Annotated in this window: 22 protein-coding genes and 1 tRNA gene; 11 read left to right on the top strand and 12 right to left on the bottom strand. The window is 70.1% G+C overall.

Features of this window, described 5'->3' with window-relative positions; genetic code table 11:
* Positions 1 to 551: 551 nt before the first annotated feature.
* The gene (locus tag OG407_RS22550) at positions 552 to 1,580 is read right to left on the bottom strand and encodes a P1 family peptidase (protein ID WP_405860604.1); all 1,029 of its coding nucleotides are present in this window, start codon (positions 1,578 to 1,580) and stop codon (positions 552 to 554) included.
* A gap of 242 nt (positions 1,581 to 1,822) precedes the next feature.
* On the bottom strand, positions 1,823 to 3,046 hold the full coding sequence (locus OG407_RS22545; protein ID WP_405860602.1) for a low temperature requirement protein A: 1,224 nt from the start codon (positions 3,044 to 3,046) through the stop codon (positions 1,823 to 1,825).
* Between the two features lie 49 nt (positions 3,047 to 3,095).
* Between OG407_RS22545 and OG407_RS22540 the strand changes: the two genes are divergently transcribed.
* Positions 3,096 to 3,272: a hypothetical protein gene (locus OG407_RS22540; protein WP_106971187.1), complete on the top strand. Its 177-nt coding sequence runs from the start codon at positions 3,096 to 3,098 to the stop codon at positions 3,270 to 3,272.
* A 62-nt stretch (positions 3,273 to 3,334) separates the two neighbouring features.
* Here the strand turns inward: OG407_RS22540 and mscL are convergent, their stop codons facing one another.
* The 6 genes from mscL to OG407_RS22510 all read right to left on the bottom strand — a co-directional run bounded on the left by mscL (position 3,335) and on the right by OG407_RS22510 (position 9,155).
* The gene (gene mscL, locus OG407_RS22535) at positions 3,335 to 3,796 is read right to left on the bottom strand and encodes a large conductance mechanosensitive channel protein MscL (protein WP_403588910.1); all 462 of its coding nucleotides are present in this window, start codon (positions 3,794 to 3,796) and stop codon (positions 3,335 to 3,337) included.
* 159 nt (positions 3,797 to 3,955) lie between these two features.
* Positions 3,956 to 4,510: a hypothetical protein gene (locus OG407_RS22530; protein ID WP_405860599.1), complete on the bottom strand. Its 555-nt coding sequence runs from the start codon at positions 4,508 to 4,510 to the stop codon at positions 3,956 to 3,958.
* 181 nt (positions 4,511 to 4,691) lie between these two features.
* Complete coding sequence (locus tag OG407_RS22525) at positions 4,692 to 5,525, bottom strand: S-methyl-5'-thioadenosine phosphorylase (protein WP_329350491.1); 834 nt, start codon at positions 5,523 to 5,525, stop codon at positions 4,692 to 4,694.
* Positions 5,526 to 5,635: 110 nt separating this feature from the next.
* Positions 5,636 to 5,959, bottom strand: a complete 324-nt coding sequence (locus OG407_RS22520; RefSeq protein ID WP_365305682.1) for an FmdB family zinc ribbon protein — start codon at positions 5,957 to 5,959, stop codon at positions 5,636 to 5,638.
* A 70-nt stretch (positions 5,960 to 6,029) separates the two neighbouring features.
* The gene (locus OG407_RS22515; protein WP_405860597.1) at positions 6,030 to 7,304 is read right to left on the bottom strand and encodes an MFS transporter; all 1,275 of its coding nucleotides are present in this window, start codon (positions 7,302 to 7,304) and stop codon (positions 6,030 to 6,032) included.
* A gap of 270 nt (positions 7,305 to 7,574) precedes the next feature.
* Complete coding sequence (locus tag OG407_RS22510; protein ID WP_405860595.1) at positions 7,575 to 9,155, bottom strand: potassium/proton antiporter; 1,581 nt, start codon at positions 9,153 to 9,155, stop codon at positions 7,575 to 7,577.
* 194 nt (positions 9,156 to 9,349) lie between these two features.
* Here OG407_RS22510 and OG407_RS22505 point away from each other — a divergent pair, with 194 nt between their 5' ends.
* Positions 9,350 to 12,100: a penicillin acylase family protein gene (locus OG407_RS22505; RefSeq protein WP_405860594.1), complete on the top strand. Its 2,751-nt coding sequence runs from the start codon at positions 9,350 to 9,352 to the stop codon at positions 12,098 to 12,100.
* 57 nt (positions 12,101 to 12,157) lie between these two features.
* Here the strand turns inward: OG407_RS22505 and OG407_RS22500 are convergent, their stop codons facing one another.
* Positions 12,158 to 12,739: a 5-formyltetrahydrofolate cyclo-ligase gene (locus OG407_RS22500; protein WP_405860592.1), complete on the bottom strand. Its 582-nt coding sequence runs from the start codon at positions 12,737 to 12,739 to the stop codon at positions 12,158 to 12,160.
* Positions 12,740 to 12,871: 132 nt separating this feature from the next.
* Here OG407_RS22500 and galU point away from each other — a divergent pair, with 132 nt between their 5' ends.
* From galU to OG407_RS22465, 7 genes are all read left to right on the top strand, one after another.
* On the top strand, positions 12,872 to 13,774 hold the full coding sequence (gene galU / locus OG407_RS22495) for a UTP--glucose-1-phosphate uridylyltransferase GalU (RefSeq protein WP_033285666.1): 903 nt from the start codon (positions 12,872 to 12,874) through the stop codon (positions 13,772 to 13,774).
* 5 nt (positions 13,775 to 13,779) lie between these two features.
* Positions 13,780 to 15,102, top strand: coding sequence for a gephyrin-like molybdotransferase Glp (gene glp / locus OG407_RS22490; protein ID WP_403588918.1), 1,323 nt, complete (start codon positions 13,780 to 13,782; stop codon positions 15,100 to 15,102).
* A 62-nt stretch (positions 15,103 to 15,164) separates the two neighbouring features.
* Positions 15,165 to 15,677 (top strand): cyclic pyranopterin monophosphate synthase MoaC, encoded by a 513-nt coding sequence (gene moaC / locus OG407_RS22485; RefSeq protein ID WP_328682584.1) that lies wholly within the window; start codon positions 15,165 to 15,167, stop codon positions 15,675 to 15,677.
* A complete protein-coding gene (locus tag OG407_RS22480) occupies positions 15,674 to 16,204 on the top strand; it encodes a molybdenum cofactor biosynthesis protein B (protein WP_405860589.1) in 531 nt (176 codons plus the stop codon). Before moaC ends, OG407_RS22480 begins: the two co-directional genes overlap by 4 nt.
* A gap of 20 nt (positions 16,205 to 16,224) precedes the next feature.
* Positions 16,225 to 16,839, top strand: coding sequence for a GNAT family protein (locus OG407_RS22475; RefSeq protein ID WP_327403388.1), 615 nt, complete (start codon positions 16,225 to 16,227; stop codon positions 16,837 to 16,839).
* A gap of 207 nt (positions 16,840 to 17,046) precedes the next feature.
* Positions 17,047 to 18,450, top strand: a complete 1,404-nt coding sequence (glpR, locus tag OG407_RS22470) for a gephyrin-like molybdotransferase receptor GlpR (RefSeq protein WP_405860587.1) — start codon at positions 17,047 to 17,049, stop codon at positions 18,448 to 18,450.
* 61 nt (positions 18,451 to 18,511) lie between these two features.
* Positions 18,512 to 18,585 (top strand) — tRNA-Ala (locus OG407_RS22465).
* Between the two features lie 93 nt (positions 18,586 to 18,678).
* On the opposite strand, the gene OG407_RS22460 is transcribed toward OG407_RS22465, so the two are convergent.
* Positions 18,679 to 19,305 carry an ArsR/SmtB family transcription factor gene (locus OG407_RS22460; protein ID WP_405860585.1) on the bottom strand — a complete coding sequence of 209 codons (627 nt, stop codon included), beginning with the start codon at positions 19,303 to 19,305 and terminating at the stop codon, positions 18,679 to 18,681.
* A 70-nt stretch (positions 19,306 to 19,375) separates the two neighbouring features.
* Between OG407_RS22460 and OG407_RS22455 the strand changes: the two genes are divergently transcribed.
* Positions 19,376 to 20,185, top strand: coding sequence for a hypothetical protein (locus OG407_RS22455; protein ID WP_405860583.1), 810 nt, complete (start codon positions 19,376 to 19,378; stop codon positions 20,183 to 20,185).
* Between the two features lie 54 nt (positions 20,186 to 20,239).
* Here the strand turns inward: OG407_RS22455 and OG407_RS22450 are convergent, their stop codons facing one another.
* Positions 20,240 to 20,716: a GNAT family N-acetyltransferase gene (locus tag OG407_RS22450; RefSeq protein WP_405860581.1), complete on the bottom strand. Its 477-nt coding sequence runs from the start codon at positions 20,714 to 20,716 to the stop codon at positions 20,240 to 20,242.
* Between the two features lie 113 nt (positions 20,717 to 20,829).
* On the opposite strand from OG407_RS22450, the gene OG407_RS22445 reads away from it, so the two are divergent.
* Positions 20,830 to 21,633, top strand: a complete 804-nt coding sequence (locus tag OG407_RS22445; RefSeq protein ID WP_405860579.1) for an exodeoxyribonuclease III — start codon at positions 20,830 to 20,832, stop codon at positions 21,631 to 21,633.
* Here OG407_RS22445 and OG407_RS22440 read toward each other — a convergent pair.
* Complete coding sequence (locus OG407_RS22440) at positions 21,621 to 22,268, bottom strand: MerR family transcriptional regulator (RefSeq protein ID WP_405868541.1); 648 nt, start codon at positions 22,266 to 22,268, stop codon at positions 21,621 to 21,623. The two genes, OG407_RS22445 and OG407_RS22440, sit on opposite strands and share 13 nt — an antisense overlap.
* Positions 22,269 to 22,439: the final 171 nt, after the last annotated feature.

Here is a 22,439-nt window from a genome sequence, read left to right as displayed (position 1 = left end):
GTGACAGAACCGGGACATGTGCGGGGCGGGGCCACCCACTTCTCAACCAGCGTCGGCCCTCCACGCCCCGAGTAAAGGGCGCTCCCTACGGTCGCGTCGGCTACGCCGATTCCGCTGCGCTCCACCCTTGACCAGGGCCGCTCCAGCCCGTTGGAGAAGCGAGCGAGCGGCCCGGAAGGATGGGTGGCCAAGGTGGGCAGGCCCCTACCTGTACTGCGTCGCGGTCCGGAGTAGAGGGGGCGCGTCCGCGTCTCGCCAGCACGCCGGGCCGGCTCAGCGGCCAACCCCGGGTGGGTAGTTGCTGGAAGCCGGGGACAAATCTAACCACCTTAGCGACCTTTGACCGGTTAGAAATGCTCCCGCCTCCAGAGACGGGAGGGCCAGAGCAGAGAACGGGGCGATCCCGGAGCGTCGGCCACCCGCCGTCGGACCGGACACCAGTGCCTGCCGCTGCGGAGGCGATGTGGTGCTTGCCGTCGACGGGACGAGCGCGCGGGTGCCTGCGCCGGTCGCTGCGGGGGCAGGCCCGGGTGCCTGTCGCCGCAGGGTGTCTAGCGTCTCCCGTACAGCACCTCGTACGACGGCCATGTTCCGCCCGGTCCGTCCACCGGCTCGGCGGCGCGTAGCGCGCGCACGATCGCGCGGGTCACGACGTCCGCGCCGGCCGCCAGGACGGCGTTGAGGGCGAGGGGGTTCTCGGCGTCGAGCGGACGGGTCCCGGTGGCGAGCGTGAACACCGTGTCCCCGTCGTTCAGCAGGTGCACCGGACGTACGGCGCGCGCGATGCCGTCGTGCGCTGTGCCGGCGAGCTTCTGGGCCTGCGCCTTGGTGAGTTCGGCGTCCGTGGCTACCACCGCGAGCGTGGTGTTCAGCGGGGGAGGCGCGTTCTTGGCGGCTACCTCGGCGAGGCGCAGCCGCGCGGTCTCATGGACGTGTGGCTCGGGATACTTCACCCTCCCCCCGAACAACTCCCCGTACAGCACGCCCGTTTCGGGGTCCGTCGCCGACCCCGCCGCGTTGGCCACCACCAGCGCCGCCACCGTGATCCCCGACTCCAGCACGACACTCGCGGTCCCGACCCCGCCCTTCAGCGCCCCGACCGCCGCCCCCGTACCGGCGCCCACACACCCCTCGCGCACCCGCACCCCGGGCCCACTGATCGCGGCGGCCTCGACCGCCGCCCGCCCGGTGGCCGCGTCCGGCCTGGCCCGGAAGGTGCCGCCTCGCCCCAGGTCGAAGACACAGGCCGCGGGCACCACCGGTACGACGTGCGCCGGGTCCACGCCGACCCGCACCCCGCGCCCCTGCTCCTCCAGCCAGGCCATCACCCCGGACGCGGCATCGAGCCCGTACGCGCTGCCGCCGGTCAGCACGATCGCGTCGACCCGCTGCACGAGGTTCCGCGGATCGAGCGCGTCGGTCTCCTTGGTACCGGGCCCACCACCTCGCACATCCACGGCAGCCACCGCCCCACCCTCCGGCGCCAGCACGACGGTGGTCCCGGTGAGCCAACCGCCCCCCGCCCGCGTCGCGTGCCCCACCCGCACCCCGGCCACATCCGTCAACGCGTCAACTGTCATGGAGGTCAGTCTTGCCCAGCACCCGGCTGATTCGGGGACTGTCGGTACGGTGCGCGCCGGTGATCCGCAAACGGTCAACCCGGCTTGGGCCACTGTTCCCGCGCCGGTCGACTGAGCTTCGGCGACTGTTTCGGTGGCGGCCGGTCCAGCACGTGTGGTGGCCGTGCTGGTGGCGGTGGGCTCAGCGGGTGTAGTCGCTGCCGCACCGGTCGCTCCAGCGCGCTCGGCCGGTCCAGCCGTCGTCAGCCCACCGGCACCGTCGTCCCGCCCCCGCTCTCCCCGGCGGCAGCCATCCGTGCCGTCAACGTCACCCCGACCGCCACTGTCAGCGCCGACACCAGCCCCGCTGCCAGTACCGCCCACTGCCCCAGGAACGTGCAGCAGATCACCAGCAACGCGGCCACCGGGAGGACCAGTTGCTGAGCGAGGCCCACCTTGTAGTGGCGGGCGTGGAGCGCCCAGACGGTGAGCAGGTACAGCGCCGTCGGCAGGGTCACAGCGGCGGACGCCGCCAGGGTGGAGATATGTGCCTTGCCGACCGCCTCCGTGACCGCCACCTCCAGGCCCGCACCGATCGTGGCCGCCGAGGCGAAGATCAGGTAATGGCCGTAACCCCACAGGAACGCCTGCCGGTTGGAGCGGAGATGTCCGTGGATCGGTACCACGAAATAGATCCACCAGGCGGCGAACACGATCAACAGGCCGCCGGCCGCGATGGGCAGCAACTCGCCCAGCGCGTCGTTCTCGTCCACCCCCGACTTCACCGCGACCGTCGCCGCCGCGATCGTCTCGCCCAGCACGATGATCGTGAACAGCCCGTACCGCTCGGAGATGTGGTGCGGATGCCAGTGCGTCGTGTAGTCCTTCTCCGCGTAGAGCGGCACGCACAGCTCCGCGATCACCATCACCAGGAACACCCACACCCGTGCGTGCTCCGGCAGGACCACCAGCCCCAGCCAGCCGACCAGGCAGAGGAGTACGCCACCCGCGTACCGCAACGCCATCGTCCGCTCCGGGCCCCGTGCCGCCCGTGCCGCCCGCAGCCACTGCGCTGCCATCGCCAGCCGCATGATCAGGTAGCCGAGCCAGACGACCACGTAGTCGTGCTGGTCGAAGGCTCGCGAGACCCCGGCCGCGAGGACCAGGACACCGGCGATCTGCACCAGGGTGACGACCCGGTACAGCACGTCGTCGTTGTCGTAGGCCGAGGCGAACCAGGAGAAGTTCATCCAGGCCCACCAGATCGAGAAGAACTGCATCGCGTAGTTCAGGACGCCCTCGCCCGCATGCCCCTCCGCGACGGCGTGCGCCAGCTGGAGGCCCGCCTGCGCGATGGCCACCACGAAACACAGGTCGAAGAACAGCTCCAGCGGTGAAGCGACCCGGTGCGGCTCGTCCCGGCCCCGGGCGGTGAGCGGGCGCAGGGGTCGTAGGGGGCGCTGGGGACTGTGAGTCTCGGACGTCATGGGGCCAAGCACAGCAGATAACGTCCGCCGGGGGCCGTACCCTGGAGGCATGAGTACCGTCCCCGCACCCGAGCCGCGCGATCCGAAGCCCGCGTTGGTCTTCGACGACCCGCTGAGCCGGCCGTCCTCGGACGACACGGACCGCGGGTGGGGCGAGCGGCCCGAGGGCGACAGCGCGGCCGACCTGAAGCGCTTCCTCGACGAGAAGCCGCCCCACCACATCTGAGCAGTCGGCCACGCCTGAGCCGCCGGTCGTATCCGAACCGTCAGCCGTGCCTGAGCCGTCGGTTACGGCTCCCGGTGTCCCTCGCCCCGCTGCGCGACGAGCGCGTCGCGGATCTCCTTGAGGACCTCCAGCTCGGTGATCTCGATGACCTCGTGCGTGCCCTCCTTGGCTTTCCGCTGGGCCTCCGCCCGGGCCAGGTACTTCGACATCGGCAGGACCATCAGGAAGTAGACGACCGCCGCGGTGATCACGAAGCTGAGGGCGGCTCCCAGGACGGAGCCCCACATCAGCTGGATGCCCTTGTCGCCCGAGCAACTGCTGCTCAGGCACGAGCTGTAGGTGTCCAGGTTCTGTGTGCCGATCGCCCCGACGAGCGGGTTGATGATCCCCTTCACCACCGAGTTGACGATGTTCGTGAAGGCGGCGCCGATGACGACCGCGACTGCCAGATCGACGACGTTCCCGCGCGTCAGGAAGGCTTTGAAGCCCTGCCAGACGCCCGATTCCTTCTTCTTCTCGCTCAACTCGGAGCCTCTTCTCGCACGCGCGGGGGGTGGAACCAACAGCTCCGCAACCTACGTCAAGGCCCGGCCGCCCTGTCCAATTCAGTAACTCGAACGAGGGACTTGACACGAATTCGCACAGGCGACGGAAGGCCCGGACCACGACACGTAGCGTGCGGTTCACCACAGTGTCACCGCCAGCCGTGCCGTGGCGCTCGCGCCGGCCAGCCGCGCCGCCGTGGAGCGCGGCACCGACAGCACCACCAACGCCCCGCCGCCGTCCGCCACTTCGAGCGGCTCGGGCACCTTCGTCACCCGCGCCCCGCGCGCGACCACGTGAGCCTCACCGCCCGCCGCCGACTCCTCGGCGGCGATCACATCCACCCGGTCACCGGCCCGCAACAGCCGGACCGTGCCGGCGTCGGCGATCCGCACCGGCGCCGACACCCACTCGACCGCCCGGCGCTGCCGTACCGCATCGACCACCGGATGCCCGCGAGGCCGCTCACCGTGCCGCGCCTCCGCCGCATCACGCGGTCCCGCCGCCACGAGAGCGGCTGCGGTCAGCGCCAGCCCCGCGGCCACGGCCCGCCTCCGGTGTCGTAGCAACCGGCGCAGTTGACCGCGACCGCCGCGCACCCGCACCGGCGCGAAGTGCGGCACCTCGCACGTGGGCGGAGCGTCGACGCCCAACGGGCGAGGGAAGGAGAGAGGGGAGGGAGGGGAGAGGGACATGGGGACCACCACCTGCGACGAGGGATCGGCTTGCGGTCCCACGATGCGGCAATCCGCCGAGGCCCGCCGGAGCCCGTGTGCTACCCGCCGGTTGTGGACAACTCCCTCACCCGAACGGGAAGTTCCGCATCCCCGGCCCTCTCCGCATCCCCAGCCGCAGCGTCTACGGCACCTACCGCGGCTACGGCAGCTCGAACCCCGGGTCCATCCCGCCCAGCGCGTTCGCGCACAGGCAGTCCCGCGCCCCGTTCTCCGGCAGCGCGGCCACCGTGTCGAACAGCACGCCCCGCAGCCGGTCCACGTTGGCCGCGAACACCCGCAGGACCTCGTCGTGGGAGACGCCCTCGCCGGTCTCGGCGCCCGCGTCGAGGTCGGTGACCAGGGTCAACGAGGAGTAGCAGAGCTCCAGTTCACGGGCGAGCGCTGCCTCGGGGTGGCCGGTCATGCCGACCACCGACCAGCCCTGCGCCTGGTGCCACAACGACTCGGCGCGGGTCGAGAAGCGCGGGCCCTCGATCACCACGAGCGTGCCGCCGTCGACCGGTTCCCAGTCCCGGCCGCGCGCCGCCTTCAGCGCGGCCGCCCGGCCGGTCGGACAGTAGGGGTCGGCCAGGGACACGTGCACCACGTTCGGCACCGCGCCGCCGGGCAGCGGGAGTCCGTCGAAGTACGTGCCCGTCCGGGACTTCGTACGGTCCACCAGCTGGTCCGGCACCAGCAGCGTGCCCGGCCCGTACTCGGGGCGCAGCCCGCCCACCGCGCACGGGCCGAGGACCTGGCGCACGCCGACGGAGCGCAACGCCCAGAGGTTGGCCCGGTAGTTGATGCGGTGCGGCGGCAGATGGTGGCCGCGCCCGTGCCGGGGCAGGAACGCGACCCGCCGGCCGGCGATCTCGCCGAGGAAGAGGGAGTCGCTGGGCGGTCCGTAGGGGGTGTCCACCTGGATCTCGGTCACGTCGTCGAGGAACGAGTAGAACCCGGAGCCACCGATTACGCCGATCTCTGCGTTCGCCATGGCCAGCACCCTAGCCGCCGTCGAAAAGCCGCAGGAACGGAGGCGGGAACCGGCTCCGGAAACGCCGAAAACCCTGTCGTCGTACGACGACAGGGTCCCGCGGAAAGGTCCTACGCGGCGGAGCTGTTACTGCTGGACGAGGAGCCCGAGCTCGACGACTTCGAGTCCGAGGAGGACGACGAGGTCGAGGGGGTGGACGGCTTCGAGTCCGAGGACGTCGACGGCTTCGGGGTGGCCGGCGAGCTGCTCGACGAGGAGCCGCGGCTGTCGTTCCGGTAGAAACCGGAGCCCTTGAAGACAATGCCGACCGCGGAGTACACCTTCTTCAGGCGGCCACCGCAATTGGGGCACTCGGTCAGGGCGTCGTCGGTGAACTTCTGCACCGCCTCAAGGCCCTCGCCGCACTCGGTGCACTGATACTGGTAGGTCGGCACTGTTGTCTTCCTCCTGGCACTCTCACTCAATGAGTGCTAACGAGCGTCCATACTGACGTATTCCCGGGGATCAGTCCACTGCCACCGGCACGCGGTGACCGACGCCACGTGCCACGGTGCGGCTGTGGGGCCGGGTCGCGAGGCGTGACCGGAGGGCCACCAGGGTCCCCAGGGCGAGCACCGTACCGGCCATCGGCACCAGGAAACCGGCGCCGCCCCACAGGCGGTCCTCCAGCTGTCCGGCGACCGTGACGGCGGCGGCCTGGCCGAGGGCGACCGCGCCGGTCAGCCAGGTGAAGGCCTCGGTGCGGGCGCCGGCCGGGACGAGCCCCTCGACCAGCGTGTAGCCGGTGATCAGGGCGGGCGCGATGCACATGCCGACCAGGAGACCGAGACCGGCCAGGAGCAGCACCGAATGGGCGGTCCACAGGGCGGACGCGGTCAGCGCTAGCGCCGCGTAGCCGACCAGGAGGCGGCGCTGCGGGGCGACCTTCCAGGCGACGGCACCGCAGACGAGTCCGGAGAGCATGTTGCCGGCGGCGAACGTGCCGTAGAGGACGCCGTTCAGGCCGGGTTCGCCGATCGACTCGGTGTAGGCGGCCAGGGAGACCTGCATGCCGCCGAAGACGGAACCGATGCCCAGGAAGGTCACGATCAGCACGCGCACCCCGGGGATGCTCAGTGCGGAAACGTGCTCCACGCGTGCGTGCCCGACGAGGGCCACCTTGGGCTGGGTGGTCTTCCGGGCGGCGAACAGCAGGCCGCCGATCAGGGTGAGCCCCGCCTCCGTGATCAGGCCCGCGGCCGGGTTCACGGCGGTGCACAGGGCGGTCGCCAGGAGCGGGCCGAAGACGAAGGTCAGCTCGTCCGTGACCGACTCGAAGGCCGCCGCGGTGCTCTGCAGCGGGGAGTCCTGGAGCTTCACGCCCCAGCGGGCGCGCACCATGGGCCCGATCTGCGGCACCGAGGCGCCGGCCGGTACGGCCGCCACGAACAGTGCCCACAGGGGCGCGTGGCCGAGCGCGAGGGCCGTGAACGTGAGGCCCGACAGGGTGTGCAGCAGGACGCCGGGGAGCAGGACGGCCCGCTGTCCGTGGCGGTCGGCCAGCCGTCCGCTGTAGGGCGCGAACAGGGCCATGGAGACGCCGGTGACGGCTGCGGCGGCGCCCGCCGCGCCGTAGGAGCCGGTGGTGTGCTGCACGAGCAGCACGATGGAGATGGTGAGCATCGCGAACGGCTGGCGTGCCGCGAAGCCGGGGAGCAGGAACGTCCAGGCGCCACGCGTGCGCAGCAGCTGCCCGTATCCGGGGCGGGATCCCGTCCCGGAGGTGACCGTGGATGCCACGGCCCGTGCCTTTCTGCCACCTGGTAGCGCGCCCTGTGCGGGGGGCGCCGAGAGCTGTCCTCTTGCGCGGAACTGCGGTAGATACCGGTGCCCACGCGGAGAGGGATTCGGCCGCCATACGGTCGCGCCAGCACTGCGTCAGGCAGAGTTGGTTCGATCAGAATGTGCCTTCATCGTACAGGTGATGAAGGTCGGTGAGCCTGTGAAAACGGGCACCACGCGCGCGTTCACCTGTGATTGGTGAACATGTGAACCGTACGAAACATGCCCTTAACGACCGGCGCCTGTCGTGTCCGTGCCCAGCCACCCCGCCAGCTTGCCGCCGTGACCCACCGCGCGCAGCCGCCGTTCCGCCGCGTCCCGGACGGGGTCCGTGGCGACCACGAGGAGTTCGTCCCCGCGCCGCAGGACCGTCGAGGGCAGCGGGACAAACGATTTTCCGTCGCGTACGACGAGGGTGACCGCGGCCCCGGCCGGCAGCCTGAGCTCGTTGACCTCGACGCCGTGCATCTTCGACTCCCCGGGGATCGCGACGGACAGCAGATGCCCGCGCAGCCGCTCCAGGGGCGCCGATTCGATGCCGAGGTCGGCGGCCTCCGCCCCCTCGCCCAGCTTCAGCTTGCGCGCCAGCCAGGGCAGCGTCGGACCCTGGACGAGGGTGTAGACGACGACCAGGACGAAGACGATGTTGAAGATGCGACGGCTGCCGTCCACGCCGTTCACCATGGGGATCGTCGCCAGGATGATGGGCACGGCGCCGCGCAGCCCGGCCCAGGACATGAGGGTCTGCTCCTGCCAGGGCACCCGGAACGGCGTGAGGCTCACCACCACGCTGAGCGGCCGGGCCACCATCGTCAGCACCAGGCCGATCAGGAGCGCGGGCCAGACGTCGTCCCCCAGCTCGTGCGGGGTGACCAGCAGGCCGAGCAGGACGAACATGCCGATCTGGGCGATCCAGCCGAGCCCCTCGGCGAAACCGCGCGTGGCGGGCCAGTGGGGCAGCTTGGCGTTGCCGAGCACCATCGCGGCGAGATAGACCGCCAGGAAGCCGCTGCCGTGCGCCAGGGCGCCCGCCGCGTACGCGGTGACCGCGATCGCCATGACGGCGATCGGGTAGAGGCCGGAGGCGGGCAGCGCCACGTGCCGCATCCCCCAGGAGCCGAGCCAGCCCACCGCGATGCCCATGGCCGCGCCGATGGCCAGCTCCAGGGCTATCTCGGCCACCAGCATGTACCAGTGCTCGACCGGGCCGGCCGTGGAGAAGGCGACGACCAGGATGACCACCGGGGCGTCGTTGAAGCCGGACTCGGCCTCCAAGGTGCCCGTCACGCGCGCGGGGAGGGGGATTCTCCGCAGCACGGAGAAGACCGCCGCCGCGTCCGTCGAGGACACCACCGCCCCGATGATGAACGCCTGCCGCCAGTCGAGGCCGACCAGGTAGTGCGCGCCCGCCGCCGTGACGCCGACGCTCACCGCCACCCCCGCCAGCGCCAGGGTGGCGGCCGACGAGAGGACCGGCCTGACCTCTTTCCACTTCGTCCCGAGGCCGCCCTCGGCCAGGATCACGACCAGGGCCGCGTACCCGATGACCTGGGTCAGCTCGGTGTTGTCGAAGTGGATGTCGCCGACGCCGTCCTGGCCCATGGCGACGCCGATCCCCAGGTACACGAGCAGGCTGGGGAGCCCGCTGCGCGAGGAGATCCGGACCGCCGCGACGGCGACGAGCAGGACGAGCGAGCAGACGAGCAGCAGCTGGTCGAGGTGGTGGACAGTCAGTGGCCTTCCCTTCCTCGGCTGACGCGCGTGCAGGGCGGCAGCACATGTACAGGGGACGCGAGGCTGCGGCGCCATGCATCCAAGTACTTCGTTACCTTACCTAACTCTTGACGCTTTCTTGACACTTCGCGAGGCAAGATCGAACGCCCGTCCGCGTCGGTACCCGACTCCGCGTCAAGTCGCTCGGGACCCTGCGCCTATGGTTGCTCCAGCGCTCAGTCAAAAGCACAGCCCGCCCTGCCGCTCGCGTTAGGACAGCAAGGACAGCGATGCCCCCCAACACCACCGCCTCATCGGGTCATAAGCCCGGCAAGTCCGGCAGGAAAAAGGGGCGCAAAGCCCGTCTACTGGTGCTTGTTCTGGTAATGGCCATCATCGGGGGCATCGCCTACGGCGCGTACTGGTCCGTCAGCACGGTCCGTGCCTCCCTTCCGCAGACCACGGGCTCGATCACGCTCGACGGCCTGTCGGGCCCCGTCGACGTCAAGCGCGACAGCTACGGCATCCCGCAGATCTACGCGTCCTCCGACGCGGACCTGTTCATGGCGCAGGGCTACGTCCAGGCGCAGGACCGGTTCTACGAGATGGACGTGCGCCGGCACATGACCGCCGGGCGGCTGTCCGAGATGTTCGGCAAGAGCCAGGTCAAGGACGACGAGTTCCTGCGCACCCTGGGCTGGGACCGGGTGGCTCAGAAGGAGTACGACACCAAGCTGTCGGCCTCCACGAAGAAGTACCTCCAGGCGTACGCCAAGGGAGTCAATGCCTACCTCAAGGGCAAGGACGGCAAGGACATCTCCCTGGAGTACGCGGCTCTCGGCTTCAAGTACGACTACACGCCGGAGAAGTGGACCCCGGTCGACTCGGTCGCGTGGCTCAAGGCGATGGCCTGGGACCTGCGCGGCAACATGAAGGACGAGATCGACCGCGCCCTGATGACCAGCCGCCTCGGCCCCCAGCAGATCGCTGACCTGTACCCGGACTACCCGTACAGCCGCAACCAGCCGATCGTCACCGAGGGCGAGTACGACGAGTACACCAAGACCTTCGACGGCGGTGACAGCTCCTCCAGCACGTCCACGAGCGGCACGACGGGCTCGACGTCGTCCTCGTCCGGTTCGGCCCTCACGAGCCAGCTGGCGGGCCTCTCGAACGTCCTGGACGACCTCCCGACCGCCGTCGGCGTGAACGGCCAGGGCATCGGCTCCAACTCGTGGGTCGTCGCCGGGAAGAACACCATCACCGGCAAGCCCCTCCTGGCCAACGATCCACACCTGGAGGCGTCGCTGCCGTCCGTCTGGTACCAGATGGGCCTGCACTGCCGCGTGATCTCCAGCAAGTGCCAGTACGACGTCAGCGGCTACACCTTCGCGGGCATGCCCGGCGTCGTCATCGGCCACAACCAGGACATCGCCTGGGGCATGACCAACTCCGGGGTCGACGTCACCGACCTCTACCTGGAGAAGCTCTCCGGCGACGGCTACCTGTACGACGGCACGACGAAGCCCTTCACGACCCGCACGGAGACCATCAAGGTCGCCGGCGGCGCCTCCAAGAAGATCGTCGTCCGGGAGACCAACAACGGACCGCTGCTCTCGGACCGCAACGACGAACTGGTGCAGGTCGGCAAGAAGGCCGCCGTCGACACCGCGGCCCCCGACAGAGGCGACGGCTACGGCATCTCCCTGCGCTGGACCGCCGAGGACGCGGGCACCACCATGGACGCCGTCTTCGCCATCGACAAGGCGTCCGACTGGAGCGAGTTCCGCTCCGCGTCCGCGAAGTTCGACGTGCCCTCGCAGAACCTCGTCTACGCCGACACCAAGAACAACATCGGCTACACGCTGCCCGGCAGGATCCCGATCCGCGGGAAGGGCGACGGCTCGCTGCCGGTGCCCGGCTGGGACTCCAAGTACGACTGGACCGGCTACATCCCGCAGGCCGCCCTGCCGTACGAGTACAACCCGAAGCGCGGCTACATCGTCACCGCCAACCAGGCCGTGATCGACAAGGACAAGTACCCGTACACGCTCACCACGGACTGGGGCTACGGCACCCGCAGCCAGCGCATCACCGATCTGATCCAGTCGAAGATCGACGGCGGCGGCAAGATCTCCACCGACGACATGCGGCAGATGCAGCTCGACGACAGCAGCGAGATCGCCAAGCTGCTCGTGCCCAAGCTGCTGAAGATCGACGAGCCCGACCCGGACGTGCGCGAGGCGCAGAAGCTCCTGGAGGGCTGGGACTACACCCAGGACGCCGACTCGGCGGCGGCGGCCTACTTCAACTCGGTGTGGCGCAACATTCTCAAGCTCGCCTTCGGCAACAAGCTGCCCAAGGAGCTGCGGGTCAAGGGCCAGTGCCTGTTCGTCTCGCCGGTCGACACCACCGGTCCCGCCGACGAGGACAACCAGAAGGTGCGCGAGTGCGGCGAGCGTGACGCCGACCAGGCCCAACCGGACGGCGGCGACCGCTGGTTCGAGGTCGTCCGCAAGCTCATGGACGACCCCACCAACGACTGGTGGAAGACCCCCAAGTCGGGCAACCGCCCGGGGGCGAGCAACATGAACCAGCTGTTCAAGCGCGCCATGATCGACGCCCGCTGGGAGCTGACCGCCAAGCTCGGCAAGGACATCGACACCTGGAGCTGGGGCCGGCTGCACCGCCTGTTCCTGAAGAACCAGACCCTGGGCGTAGAAGGCCCCGCCATCGTCCAGTACGTCCTCAACCGCGGCCCCTGGAAGCTCAGCGGCGGCGAGGCCACGGTCAACGCGACCGGCTGGAACGCGGCGGGCGGCTACGGAGTCGTCTGGGTGCCGTCGATGCGCATGGTGGTGAACCTCGACGACTTCGACAAGTCCAAGTGGATCAACCTCACCGGCGCCTCCGGACACGCCTACAGCGCGCACTACACCGACCAGACCAGCAAGTGGGTCAACGGTGAACTGCTGCCCTGGTCGTTCTCGTCCAAGGCGGTCGACGGCAGCACGAGCGACACCCTGGTGCTGAAACCGTGACTCGTTGACCAACCGGACAACCCGAAATGGCCCTCCACGCACGCGTGGAGGGCCATTTCAGTTCCCCAGGAAACGCCGCACACCCGAGGGCGTCACCACCGCCCGCACCGGCCGGTCGTGCGCCTCCGCAGGCACGTGCTCGACGACCTCGGAGTCGTACAGCAGCACCACCAGCGCGGGATGGACACCCGCCCGCTCCAGCCGCGCCAGCACGCGGTCGTACGACCCTCCGCCGCGCCCCAGGCGCATCCCGCGCCCGTCGACCGCCAGACCGGGCAACAGGACGACGTCGGTGGCCGTCACGGCGTCCGGGCCGAGCCGCTTGCCGGACGGCTCGAACAGGGTCATCTTTCCGCCGTGTTGGACCCGTGCGAGCGAGCCCTCGCCGTCGTAGGAGCCCCAGTCCAGGTCGTTGTCCGGGAGAAGCACCGGGAGCAGGACCTCGGCGTCCCGCGCGCGGAGTGCGTCCAGGAGCGCGAGCGTTCCGGGCTCGCTCCCTACGGAGACGTACGCCGCCACTGTGTGCGCGTGCGCCAACTCGGGTAGTTCCAGGGCACGGCGGGCGAGTGCGAAGGCGGCCTCCCGCACGTCATCGGCCGTCAACCTGTTCCTCACCGTGAGGAACTCTCGTCGCAACATTCGCTTGTCAGGCTCGGGTTCACGTCCTAGCTGACGCACAGGTCCCACCCGTACCCTTCCTAATAGGCTCATATGAGAGCGTTTTAACCGGAGCCACAGATTCTGCACAAAGGCACCGGATAAGGTTCGGGCATGACTCAGTCGCACCCCAGGATCAGCAAGGCTGTCATCCCCGCAGCCGGTCTCGGCACCAGATTCCTGCCGGCCACGAAGGCAACTCCCAAGGAGATGCTGCCGGTCGTGGACAAGCCCGCGATCCAGTACGTGGTCGAAGAGGCCGCGTCGGCTGGGCTCGACGACGTCCTCATGATCACCGGACGCAACAAGCGCCCCCTTGAGGACCACTTCGACCGCAACTACGAGCTCGAATCCGCCCTCCAGAAGAAGGGCGACGCGAGCCGGCTCGCCAAGGTCCAGGAGTCCAGCGACCTCGCGACCATGCACTACGTCCGCCAGGGCGACCCCAAGGGCCTCGGCCACGCCGTCCTGTGCGCGGCCCCGCACGTCGGCCACGAGCCCTTCGCCGTCCTCCTCGGGGACGACCTCATCGACCCCCGCGACCCCCTTCTCGCGCGCATGGTCGAGGTCCAGGAGCAGCACGGCGGCAGCGTCGTCGCCCTCATGGAGGTCGCACCCGAGCAGATCCACCTCTACGGATGCGCGGCCGTCGAGGCCACCGCGGACGACGACGTCGTCAAGGTGACCGGCCTGGTCGAGAAGCCGGACGCGGCCGACGCCCCGTCGAACTACGCGATCATCGGCCGCTACGTTCTCGACCCCCACATCTTCGACATACTGCGCAAGACCGAGCCCGGCCGCGGCGGCGAGATCCAACTCACCGACGCCCTCCAGCAGCTCGCCACCGACGAGAAGGTCGGCGGCCCGGTGCACGGCGTCGTCTTCAAGGGCCGCCGCTATGACACCGGCGACCGGGGCGACTATCTGCGTGCCATTGTCAGACTCGCGTGCGAACGTGAAGACCTGGGACCGGACTTCCGGGCCTGGCTTCGCAGTTACGTAGCCGAGGAGATGTAGCAACGTTGAGCACCGCCGCGACCCGCACCGCAGGGCCCGACCACCTCTGGACGGTGGACGAGCACCTGGAGGACATCCTCGCGACCGTCCGCCCCCTGGAACCCATCGAGCTGCAACTGCTCGACGCCCAGGGCTGCGTCCTGGTCGAGGACATCACGGTGCCGGTCTCGCTCCCGCCCTTCGACAACAGCTCGATGGACGGGTACGCGGTGCGGGTCACGGACGTCGCGGGCGCGAGCGAGGAGTTCCCGGCCGTCCTGACGGTCGTCGGCGACGTCGCGGCGGGCCAGGCCGAGCCGCTCCACGTGGGCCCGGGGGAGACCGCCCGCATCATGACCGGCGCCCCGCTCCCGCCCGGCGCCGAGGCCGTTGTCCCCGTGGAGTGGACCGACGGAGGCCTCGGCGGCGGCCCGGTCACCGGCATGCGGGCCCGCAGCCAGGACCCCGAGGCGGCCACCGGGCACGTGCACGTGTACCGCTCGGCGGAGGCACGCGCGCACGTACGCGCGAAGGGCAGCGACGTGAAGGCGGGCGACCGCGCCCTGGACGCCGGCACCGTCCTCGGCCCGCCGCAGATCGCCCTGCTCGCCGCGATCGGCCGCGGCACGGTCCGCGTGCGCCCCCGCCCGCGCGTGGTCGTCATGTCCACCGGCAGCGAACTCGTCCAGCCCGACGAGCAGTTGGGCGACGGCCAGATCTACGACTCCAACAGCTTCGCCCTCACCGCCGCCGCCCGCGACGCCGGAGCCATCGCCTACCGGGTCGGTGCCGTCGCCGACGACGCCGAGACCCTCCGCGACACCATCGAGGACCAGCTCGTCCGCGCCGACCTCATGGTCACCACCGGCGGCGTCAGCGTCGGGGCGTACGACGTCGTCAAGGAAGCGCTGTCCTCCGTAGGGGACGAGGACGAGGAGGGCGCCGGGATCGACTTCCGCAAACTCGCCATGCAGCCCGGCAAACCCCAGGGCTTCGGCTCCATCGGCCCCGACCACATCCCGCTGCTGGCCCTCCCCGGCAACCCGGTGTCGTCGTACGTCTCCTTCGAGCTGTTCGTCCGGCCCGCGATCCGCGCCCTGATGGGCCTGGACGACGTCCACCGCCCCAGGACCCGGGCCACCCTCACCACGGACAAGGCGCTGACCTCCCCGAAGGGGCGCAGACAGTTCCTGCGCGGGACGTACGCCGACGGCGAGGTCACCCCCGTAGGGGGCGCCGGATCGCACCTGGTCGCGGCCCTCGCGCTCGCCGACGCGCTGATCGTCGTCCCCGAGGACGTCGAGTCCGTGGAACCCGGCACCGAGGTCGAAGTGGTCCTGCTCGGCTGAGTACTCCTGGTTGGCGGTACCGTGTCGCGCACAACACGCCCGGACCGGGAGCGCCACACAGCATGACTGAGCCTTTCCGGGGGGAAACCCCTGGACCCCCTGCGCACGACCGACTGACGCACATCGACGACGCGGGCGCCGCCCGGATGGTCGACGTGTCCGGGAAGGACGTGACCGCGCGCACCGCCACCGCCAGCGGACGCGTCCTCGTCTCGCCCCGCGTGGTCGAACTGCTGCGCGGCGAGGGCGTCCCCAAGGGCGACGCCCTGGCCACCGCGCGCATCGCCGGGATCATGGGTGCCAAACGCACCCCGGACCTCATCCCGCTCTGCCACCCGTTGTCGGTGTCTGGTGTGAAACTGGATCTGTCGGTCGCGGACGACGCCGTACGGATCCGGGCCACCGTGAAGACGACGGACCGCACGGGTGTCGAGATGGAGGCCCTCACCGCGGTCTCCGTAGCGGCGCTCACCGTGATCGACATGGTCAAGGCGGTCGACAAGGGAGCGGTCATCACGGACGTGCGCGTGGAGGAGAAGACGGGCGGCAAGTCGGGCGACTGGAGCCGGACATGACGCCCGACAGCGCCCTGCCCGCGGAGTACCGCGCCCTGGTGGTCACCGCCTCCAACAGGGCCGCCGGCGGGGTCTACGAGGACAAGGGCGGCCCCTTGATCGCCGACGGCCTCAAGAGCTTCGGCTTCGCGGTCGAGGGACCGCAGGTGGTCCCCGACGGCGACCCGGTGGAGGCCGCCCTGCGCGCCGCCGTAGACGCCGGTTACGACGCCGTCGTCACCACCGGCGGCACCGGCGTCTCGCCCACCGACCGCACCCCCGAGGCGACCCGCGCGGTGATCGACTACGAGGTGCCGGGCATCGCCGAGGCCATCCGGGCGTACGGACGGGAGAAGGTGCCGACTTCGGCGCTCTCCCGGGGCCTGGCCGGAGTCGCCCGGGGCACACTGATCGTCAACCTGCCGGGGTCCACCGGCGGGGTGAGGGACGGCCTCGCCGTCCTGGAGCCCCTGCTGGCGCACGCCGTCGACCAGATCCGAGGCGGCGATCACACCAGACCCGCCGACACCAGTGGGGGTGCGAGCTGAACAGCCCATCCTGGCCCGCCGTGCTGGTGGACGGCGACATCGTCCTGAGGCCGATAAAACTGCGCGACCAGCGCGTCTGGCGCGATGTCAACCGGCGCAACCGGGACTGGCTGCGTCCCTGGGAGGCGACGATTCCGCCGCCCACCCCCAGCGGGCCGATCGCGCACCGGCCGACCTACCGGCAGATGGTCCGGCATCTCCGCTCGGAGGCGAACTCGGGCCGGATGCTGCCGTTCGTCATCGAATACCAGGGGCGCCTGGTCGGGCAGTTGACGGTCGCCGGGATCACCTGGGGCTCGATGTGCTCGGGTCACATCGGCTACTGGGTGGACGAGTCGGTGGCCGGCCGCGGAGTGATGCCGACATCCGTGGCCCTCGTCGTGGACCACTGTTTCCGAGCCGTGGGACTGCACCGCATCGAGGTCTGCATTCGCCCGGAGAACGGCCCCAGCCGCCGGGTCGTCGAGAAACTCGGATTCCGTGAGGAGGGGCTCAGGCCCCGTTATCTCCACATCGACGGTGCCTGGCGCGACCATCTGGTCTTCGCGCTCACCGCGGAAGAGGTGCCCGAGGGGTTGCTGGCCCGCTGGCAGCGGGCACGCTCCCGGAGCACCCCGCACGACAATCCGGCATAGCGGCAAGCCCGTTGGATCCGAAGCCCAGAAATGGAATAAGTGTTCGAAAGTGATCGACGAATGACCGTCTTGGGGCAATGAATTCGCCAACTCGGCGGCCTGTTGATCGCATCCATCACAAAAAAAGCTCGAAATATCAGCCAGATCGTGCGACACACCGACTCAATTGGCAGATGGCCTCACGCAAACCCCTCTACCGTGTGAGGCGTGAGCAGCAGCGGCCTCATCTACGCAGTCATTGTCGGGGCCTGGGCCGCCTACTTGGTGCCGATGTGGCTCCGTAGGCAGGACGAGCTGAACGAGGCCCGTCCGACGGAACGCTTCAGCACCGCCATCCGGCTGCTGTCCGGACGGGCGGGGATGGAGCGCCGGTACGCCAAGGACCTGCGGGCGCGCTCCACCGAGGAGGAGGAGTCCAGCGCCGTCGTGCCGGACGCCGTCACCGACTCGGTGGACGTCCGGGCCTTCGCCATGCCCCCGGCCCGTCCCCAGGTGAAGGCGCCCGTCCGGCAGCAGAGCCAGGAGCGGCCGGAAGCGGCGCGAGAACCGGAGCGCGGGGCGGTCCGTGAATCGGAGCGCGCGGCGGTCCGTGAATCGGAGCGCGCGGCGGTCCGTGAATCGGAGCGCGCGGCGGCACGGGAATCGGCGCGCGAACCCGAGCGCGAGCCGGTCCGTGAACCGGCGCGTGAGCAGGCGCCCAAGTCGGCGCCGCACCAAGCCTCCGTGCCGGCCCAGGCACCCAAGTCCGCACCCGCACCCGCACCCGCCTCCGCGCCTGCGCGCAAGCGCGTCCCGGTAGCGCGGCGTTCGCCCGCCGAAGAGGCCGCGGCAGCGCGCGCCCGGCGTGTGAAGGTGCTCGCGCGCCGTCGACGTACCACCGTGATGCTCTTCCTCGCCTTCACGCTCGGCGCGATCGTCGCGGCGGTCGGCGGGCTCTCCCTGCTCTGGGCGCCCGGTGTACCGGCGATCCTGCTCAGCGGGTACATCGCCTACCTGCGCACCCAGGAACGCCGCCGCTTCGCCTACCAGATGGACCGGCGCCGCGCCGAGATCGCCGCGCAGCGACTGAGGGAGCGTCAGCCGCGCAGGCGCGCGTCCGTGGACGCCGGGATCGACGACGCCGAGGAGGGCCCGGAACCGGCGACGGACCCCGGGCTGTCCGCACTCGCCGCCGACCGTCGCGCCCTCGTCGAGCAGACCGACCACGCCGAGTGGGTCGACCAGCAGCGCGAGCGACAGCGCCGGCCGGGCCAGGGCGACAGCTGGGACCCGGTACCGGTACCGCTGCCGACGTACGTCACCGCGCCGGTCGCGCCGCGCGCCACGTCCGATGTGGACCTCGGGGCGCCGGACGCGTGGAGTTCGGCCCGCTCCAGCTCTGTTGCACCGGAGCAGGAGGCGCAGTCCGCCGCGCGGGACGACCGCGATGCCCGCGACACCGGGGACGTTCTGGACGAGGACGCGGAGGACCTGTCGGAGGACAAGATGACGGCGGACGGCCGCACCGACGCCCGTCGCGCAGCCTCCGCCCGCCGCGCCCGCGAGCGGGGCCGTACGCCCCTGTTCGACCAGTACGAGGACGGCGAACGACCCCGCGCTGCCAACGAGTGACCAGGCAAGGAACGGATTTCCAAGCACCCTGACGGGGATGCTAGAGTTTCACTCGTTGCAAGGGCCTGTGGCGCAGTCTGGTAGCGCACCTCGTTCGCATCGAGGGGGTCTGGGGTTCAAATCCCCACAGGTCCACCGCAGCTCAGAGCCCCAGTCGGAGAGATCCGGCTGGGGCTCTTTGGCGTTCAACGGCCCTTCCTCGACTGTCGTTCGGCAGTCGCCGCCGCTTCATTCGGCGGGGAGTCCGAACCACCGTAGATGGACGGGGCGGGCTCCGGGCGATGCGTCTTCCGGGCCGTGGGAGAAGCGGGCCAGTAGGTCCAGGTAGGCGTCGTGGAAGGCGCCGAGTTCTTCCGCGGTGAGATGGCTGAGGCTCCGTGAGCCTCGCATCCACCCCTTCGCGTTCGCCTGCTCCGCCATGAAGCGGCGGGCGAGTTCGACGTCCTCTTCCATCCTCAACCGGTCGAGTGTGCTCGCTACGGCCCGCTCGCCGTCCGTCATCTCGTCCTGCGCGGGCCTGCGCACGTCCAGGCCGCGCACCGCTCGCCACCAGCGTTCGCGTCCGCCGGGTTGGTCCGGGGCGTCCTCGATGAACCCGCCCTGCTCCAGTCGGCGCAGGTGGTAGCTCAGGGTTCCGGTGTTCTCGCCGAGGGCGGCGGCGAGGGTCGTCGAGGTGGCCGGGCCGTGGATGCCGAGGTGACGCAGGATCCGCAGGCGCAGGGGATGGGCGAGTGCCTTGAGCGCGGCCGGGTCGCTGACCGTGCGGCGGGCGTCGTCTGGCTCGGGGGCCGGGTCCGGAGCCGACTCGGGGTTCGGCTTGAGATCCGGCTCGGGGGACTCCTGCGATGTGCTCACGGCGGCAGCCTACAGCCGATCCTCTGCAGATTTTTCTCTGCAAGTCTTTCTATGCAGAGAAAAGTCTGCAATGCTGGCGGAGGGCAGCCGCTCCTTCAACTCGCTCCACTCGACGCTTCATTCGGAGGTCGCCATGCTTCGTGTCGCTCGCACAGCCCGCCTGGTTCGACGCCTTGCCGTGTCGCTGGCCGCTCTGACCCTGGGGGCGGGCGCCGCGGCGGGACCGGCCCATGCGGCTGGCGCTACGGCCATTGCGCGGGGCGCCGATTTCGGTGCCTGTCCGGCTCTCTCCGCGCTGCCTGTAGGCGCCGAACCCGCGGCCTGGCGCTGTGAAGCCATGACCGCCGTCGGGCATCTGACCCTCGGTCGTATCGATCAGTCGCTCGGTGGGGCCATGGCGATCACCTTCGCCGAGGGCACGGTGAACGGTGAATTCCGCCAGGTCTTCGGCGGGATGACGGCCATACCTGTGCGGGTCCGGGGTATGCCGCTGGCGATCACGCCCCGGTACGCGGGCTATTTCGACTTCCAGTCGAACGACGAGCGGCGCGGAGAGCTGGACCTGACGTTCCGGCTCTCGGGGCCCGCGGTGCCGTCCGGGTGCTCCATCGGTACCGACGCGGATCCGATACGGCTGGTGCTCAAGGAGACCAAGGCGTCGACTGTCGTGTCACAGGACCCGTTGGTCGTTGCCTTCGGGGTCGCGGACAACCGGTTTGCGGCGCCGAGGACTTCGGGCTGTGGTCGACTGGGGCCGGTGCTCGACAGGGTGCTCCGGATACCGTCCCCGGCCGGCGCGAACAGCCTCGATCTGGACGCCCGGGTGTCTTTCCGCTCTTACGGTTCTGCGGCCATCTCTACGGCCGAGATATCCCGATGAGTCGCTCCGCGGACCACGGGCACTGAACGACCCCGTCGTGGGAGTCGCAAGGGCTCACAGGGTCTTCGCGAAGCACCGGCTGTCGTCGTGGAAGCGGTAGTAGCCGAACTTCACGCAGGGCTCGTAGCCGCTGGACGTGTAGAGGGCGATGGCCTCCGGCTGCTTGGTGCCGGTTTCCAGGACCATGCGGGTGCGGCCGGCCGTGCGGGCGTCGTCCTCCAGGGCGGCCAGTATGCGGCGGGCGAGGCCCAGGCCGCGGGCCTGTTCGATCACGTACATGCGCTTGAGTTCGGCGTCGCCGTCCTTGTTGCCCTCGCCGTTCGCGTCCTGGGAGCGCCAGCCGCCGGTGGCCACGGGGTCGTCGTGCTCGTCGTACGCGATCAGGTACACACCGTTCGGCGGGGTGAAGTCCGACGGGTCCAGGGCCGTGGCGTCGCCGCCGTCGCCGTAGCGGTCGTGGTACTCCGCCTGGACCTGGTCGTTCAGCTTGACGGCGTCGGGGTGGTCGAACGGGACGGTTCGTATATTCATGCCGATTATCGTACTTCTATGCGTAGGGAGGGTTTGCGGGGTTCTGTGCGGGCCCGTGAGGGTCTGTGCAGGGCGGATCTGGACTCCGTCCAGTGTGCCGGTATTGTGCCCGAGTGCTCACTGTGACCTCTGCCAATGTGAACGGACTGCGGGCCGCCGCGAAGAAGGGCTTCGTGGAGTGGCTCGCGGAGACCTCCGCCGATGTGCTCTGTCTGCAGGAGGTGCGGGCCGAGCCGGAGCAGTTGCCGGAGCACGTCCGTACCCCCGAGGGCTGGCACGTCGTGCATGCCCCGGCCGCCGCCAAGGGGCGTGCGGGCGTCTCCCTCTACAGCCGCCGCGAGCCGGACCGGGTCCAAGTCGGCTTCGGGTCGGCCGAGTTCGACGGGAGCGGTCGGTACGTCGAGGTCGACCTCCCCGGTGTCACGGTCGCCAGCCTCTACCTGCCCTCCGGCGAGGTCGGCACCGAGCGGCAGGACGAGAAGGTGCGCTTCATGGGCGAGTTCCTCGTCTATCTGAAGGGGCTGCGTGACCGGGCCGCCGCGGATGGGCGCGAGGTCGTCGTCTGCGGTGACTGGAACATCGCCCACCAGCCTGCCGACCTCAAGAACTGGCGCGCCAACCAGAAGAGCTCCGGCTTCCTGCCGGAGGAGAGGGAGTGGCTGAGCAGCGTCTTCGACGCGGACGACGGGGCATACGTCGACGTCGTACGCGCCCTGCATCCGGACGTGGAAGGGCCGTACTCCTGGTGGTCCTACCGGGGGCGGGCGTTCGACAACGACAGCGGATGGCGGATCGACTATCACGTCTCGACGGCCGGGCTCGCCGCCAAGGCGGTCAAGGGGTATGTCGAGCGCGCGGCCACGCATGACGAGCGGTGGTCGGACCACGCGCCCGTGACGGTGGTCTACGACCTCTGAGGTCCCTGGTCGCCGCCGCCGGCCTGGAGTCGGCGGTCCATCGCCATCGACAACTCCGCCTCTACGACACTCTTCGCCAGTGGTCGTAGGCGTTGCAGGTCCTCCGCCGAGCGGTTTCCGGAGATGACGAGGTCGGTGAAGAGTTCGGCGAGGGCGTCCGTGTGTGCGCGGACGCGGCGGCCCGCGCTGAGGACGTCGGCGAGGGGGATGCCCTCGCGGACCAGGGCGGCCGTGACGTCGAGGAGACGGCGGCTGATGTGGACGATCTCGCCGCCGTCGGTGCCGAGATAGCCGAGTTCGAGTGAGGCGGCGAAGTTCTCCGGGGTCGCCTGGTCGCCGAAGTAGTCGGCGAGGGCTTCCGGGGTGAGCCGGACCGGCGTCTCCTCGGTGGGGGCGCCGAGGCCCAGCAGCTCGCCCACGTTGCGGCCGTGGTCGAAGGCCTCGGCGAGTTCCGCGATGCCGTTGAGGGTGTGGCCGCGCTCCAGAAGTGCCGAGATGGTTCGCAGGCGGGCCAGGTGGGTCTCGTCGTACCAGGCGATACGGCCTTCCCGGCGCGGCGGGTGGATGAGTTTGCGCTCGCGGTAGAAGCGCAGGGTGCGCACCGTGATGCCGGCCTCCTCGGCCAGTTCCTCCATGCGGTACTCGCGCTTCTCCGCCGGTTCCGCCTGCTCTGCCTTCTCCGCCACGCCCGCACCCTACGTCGTACCGTCGGTAACTTTCGTCGTCCCGACCCCTACCCATGAGTACGAAGCTGCCCTACGCTCCGATTGCGCCAGTGTTCACTGGCGCGGTTGCGTGGGTCGTAT

This window comes from Streptomyces sp. NBC_01515, assembly GCF_045040345.1.
In the GTDB taxonomy this organism is placed as follows: domain Bacteria; phylum Actinomycetota; class Actinomycetes; order Streptomycetales; family Streptomycetaceae; genus Streptomyces.
The sequence above is the reverse complement of the archived record's forward strand: the minus strand, read 5'-3'. Positions and strand labels throughout refer to the sequence as shown.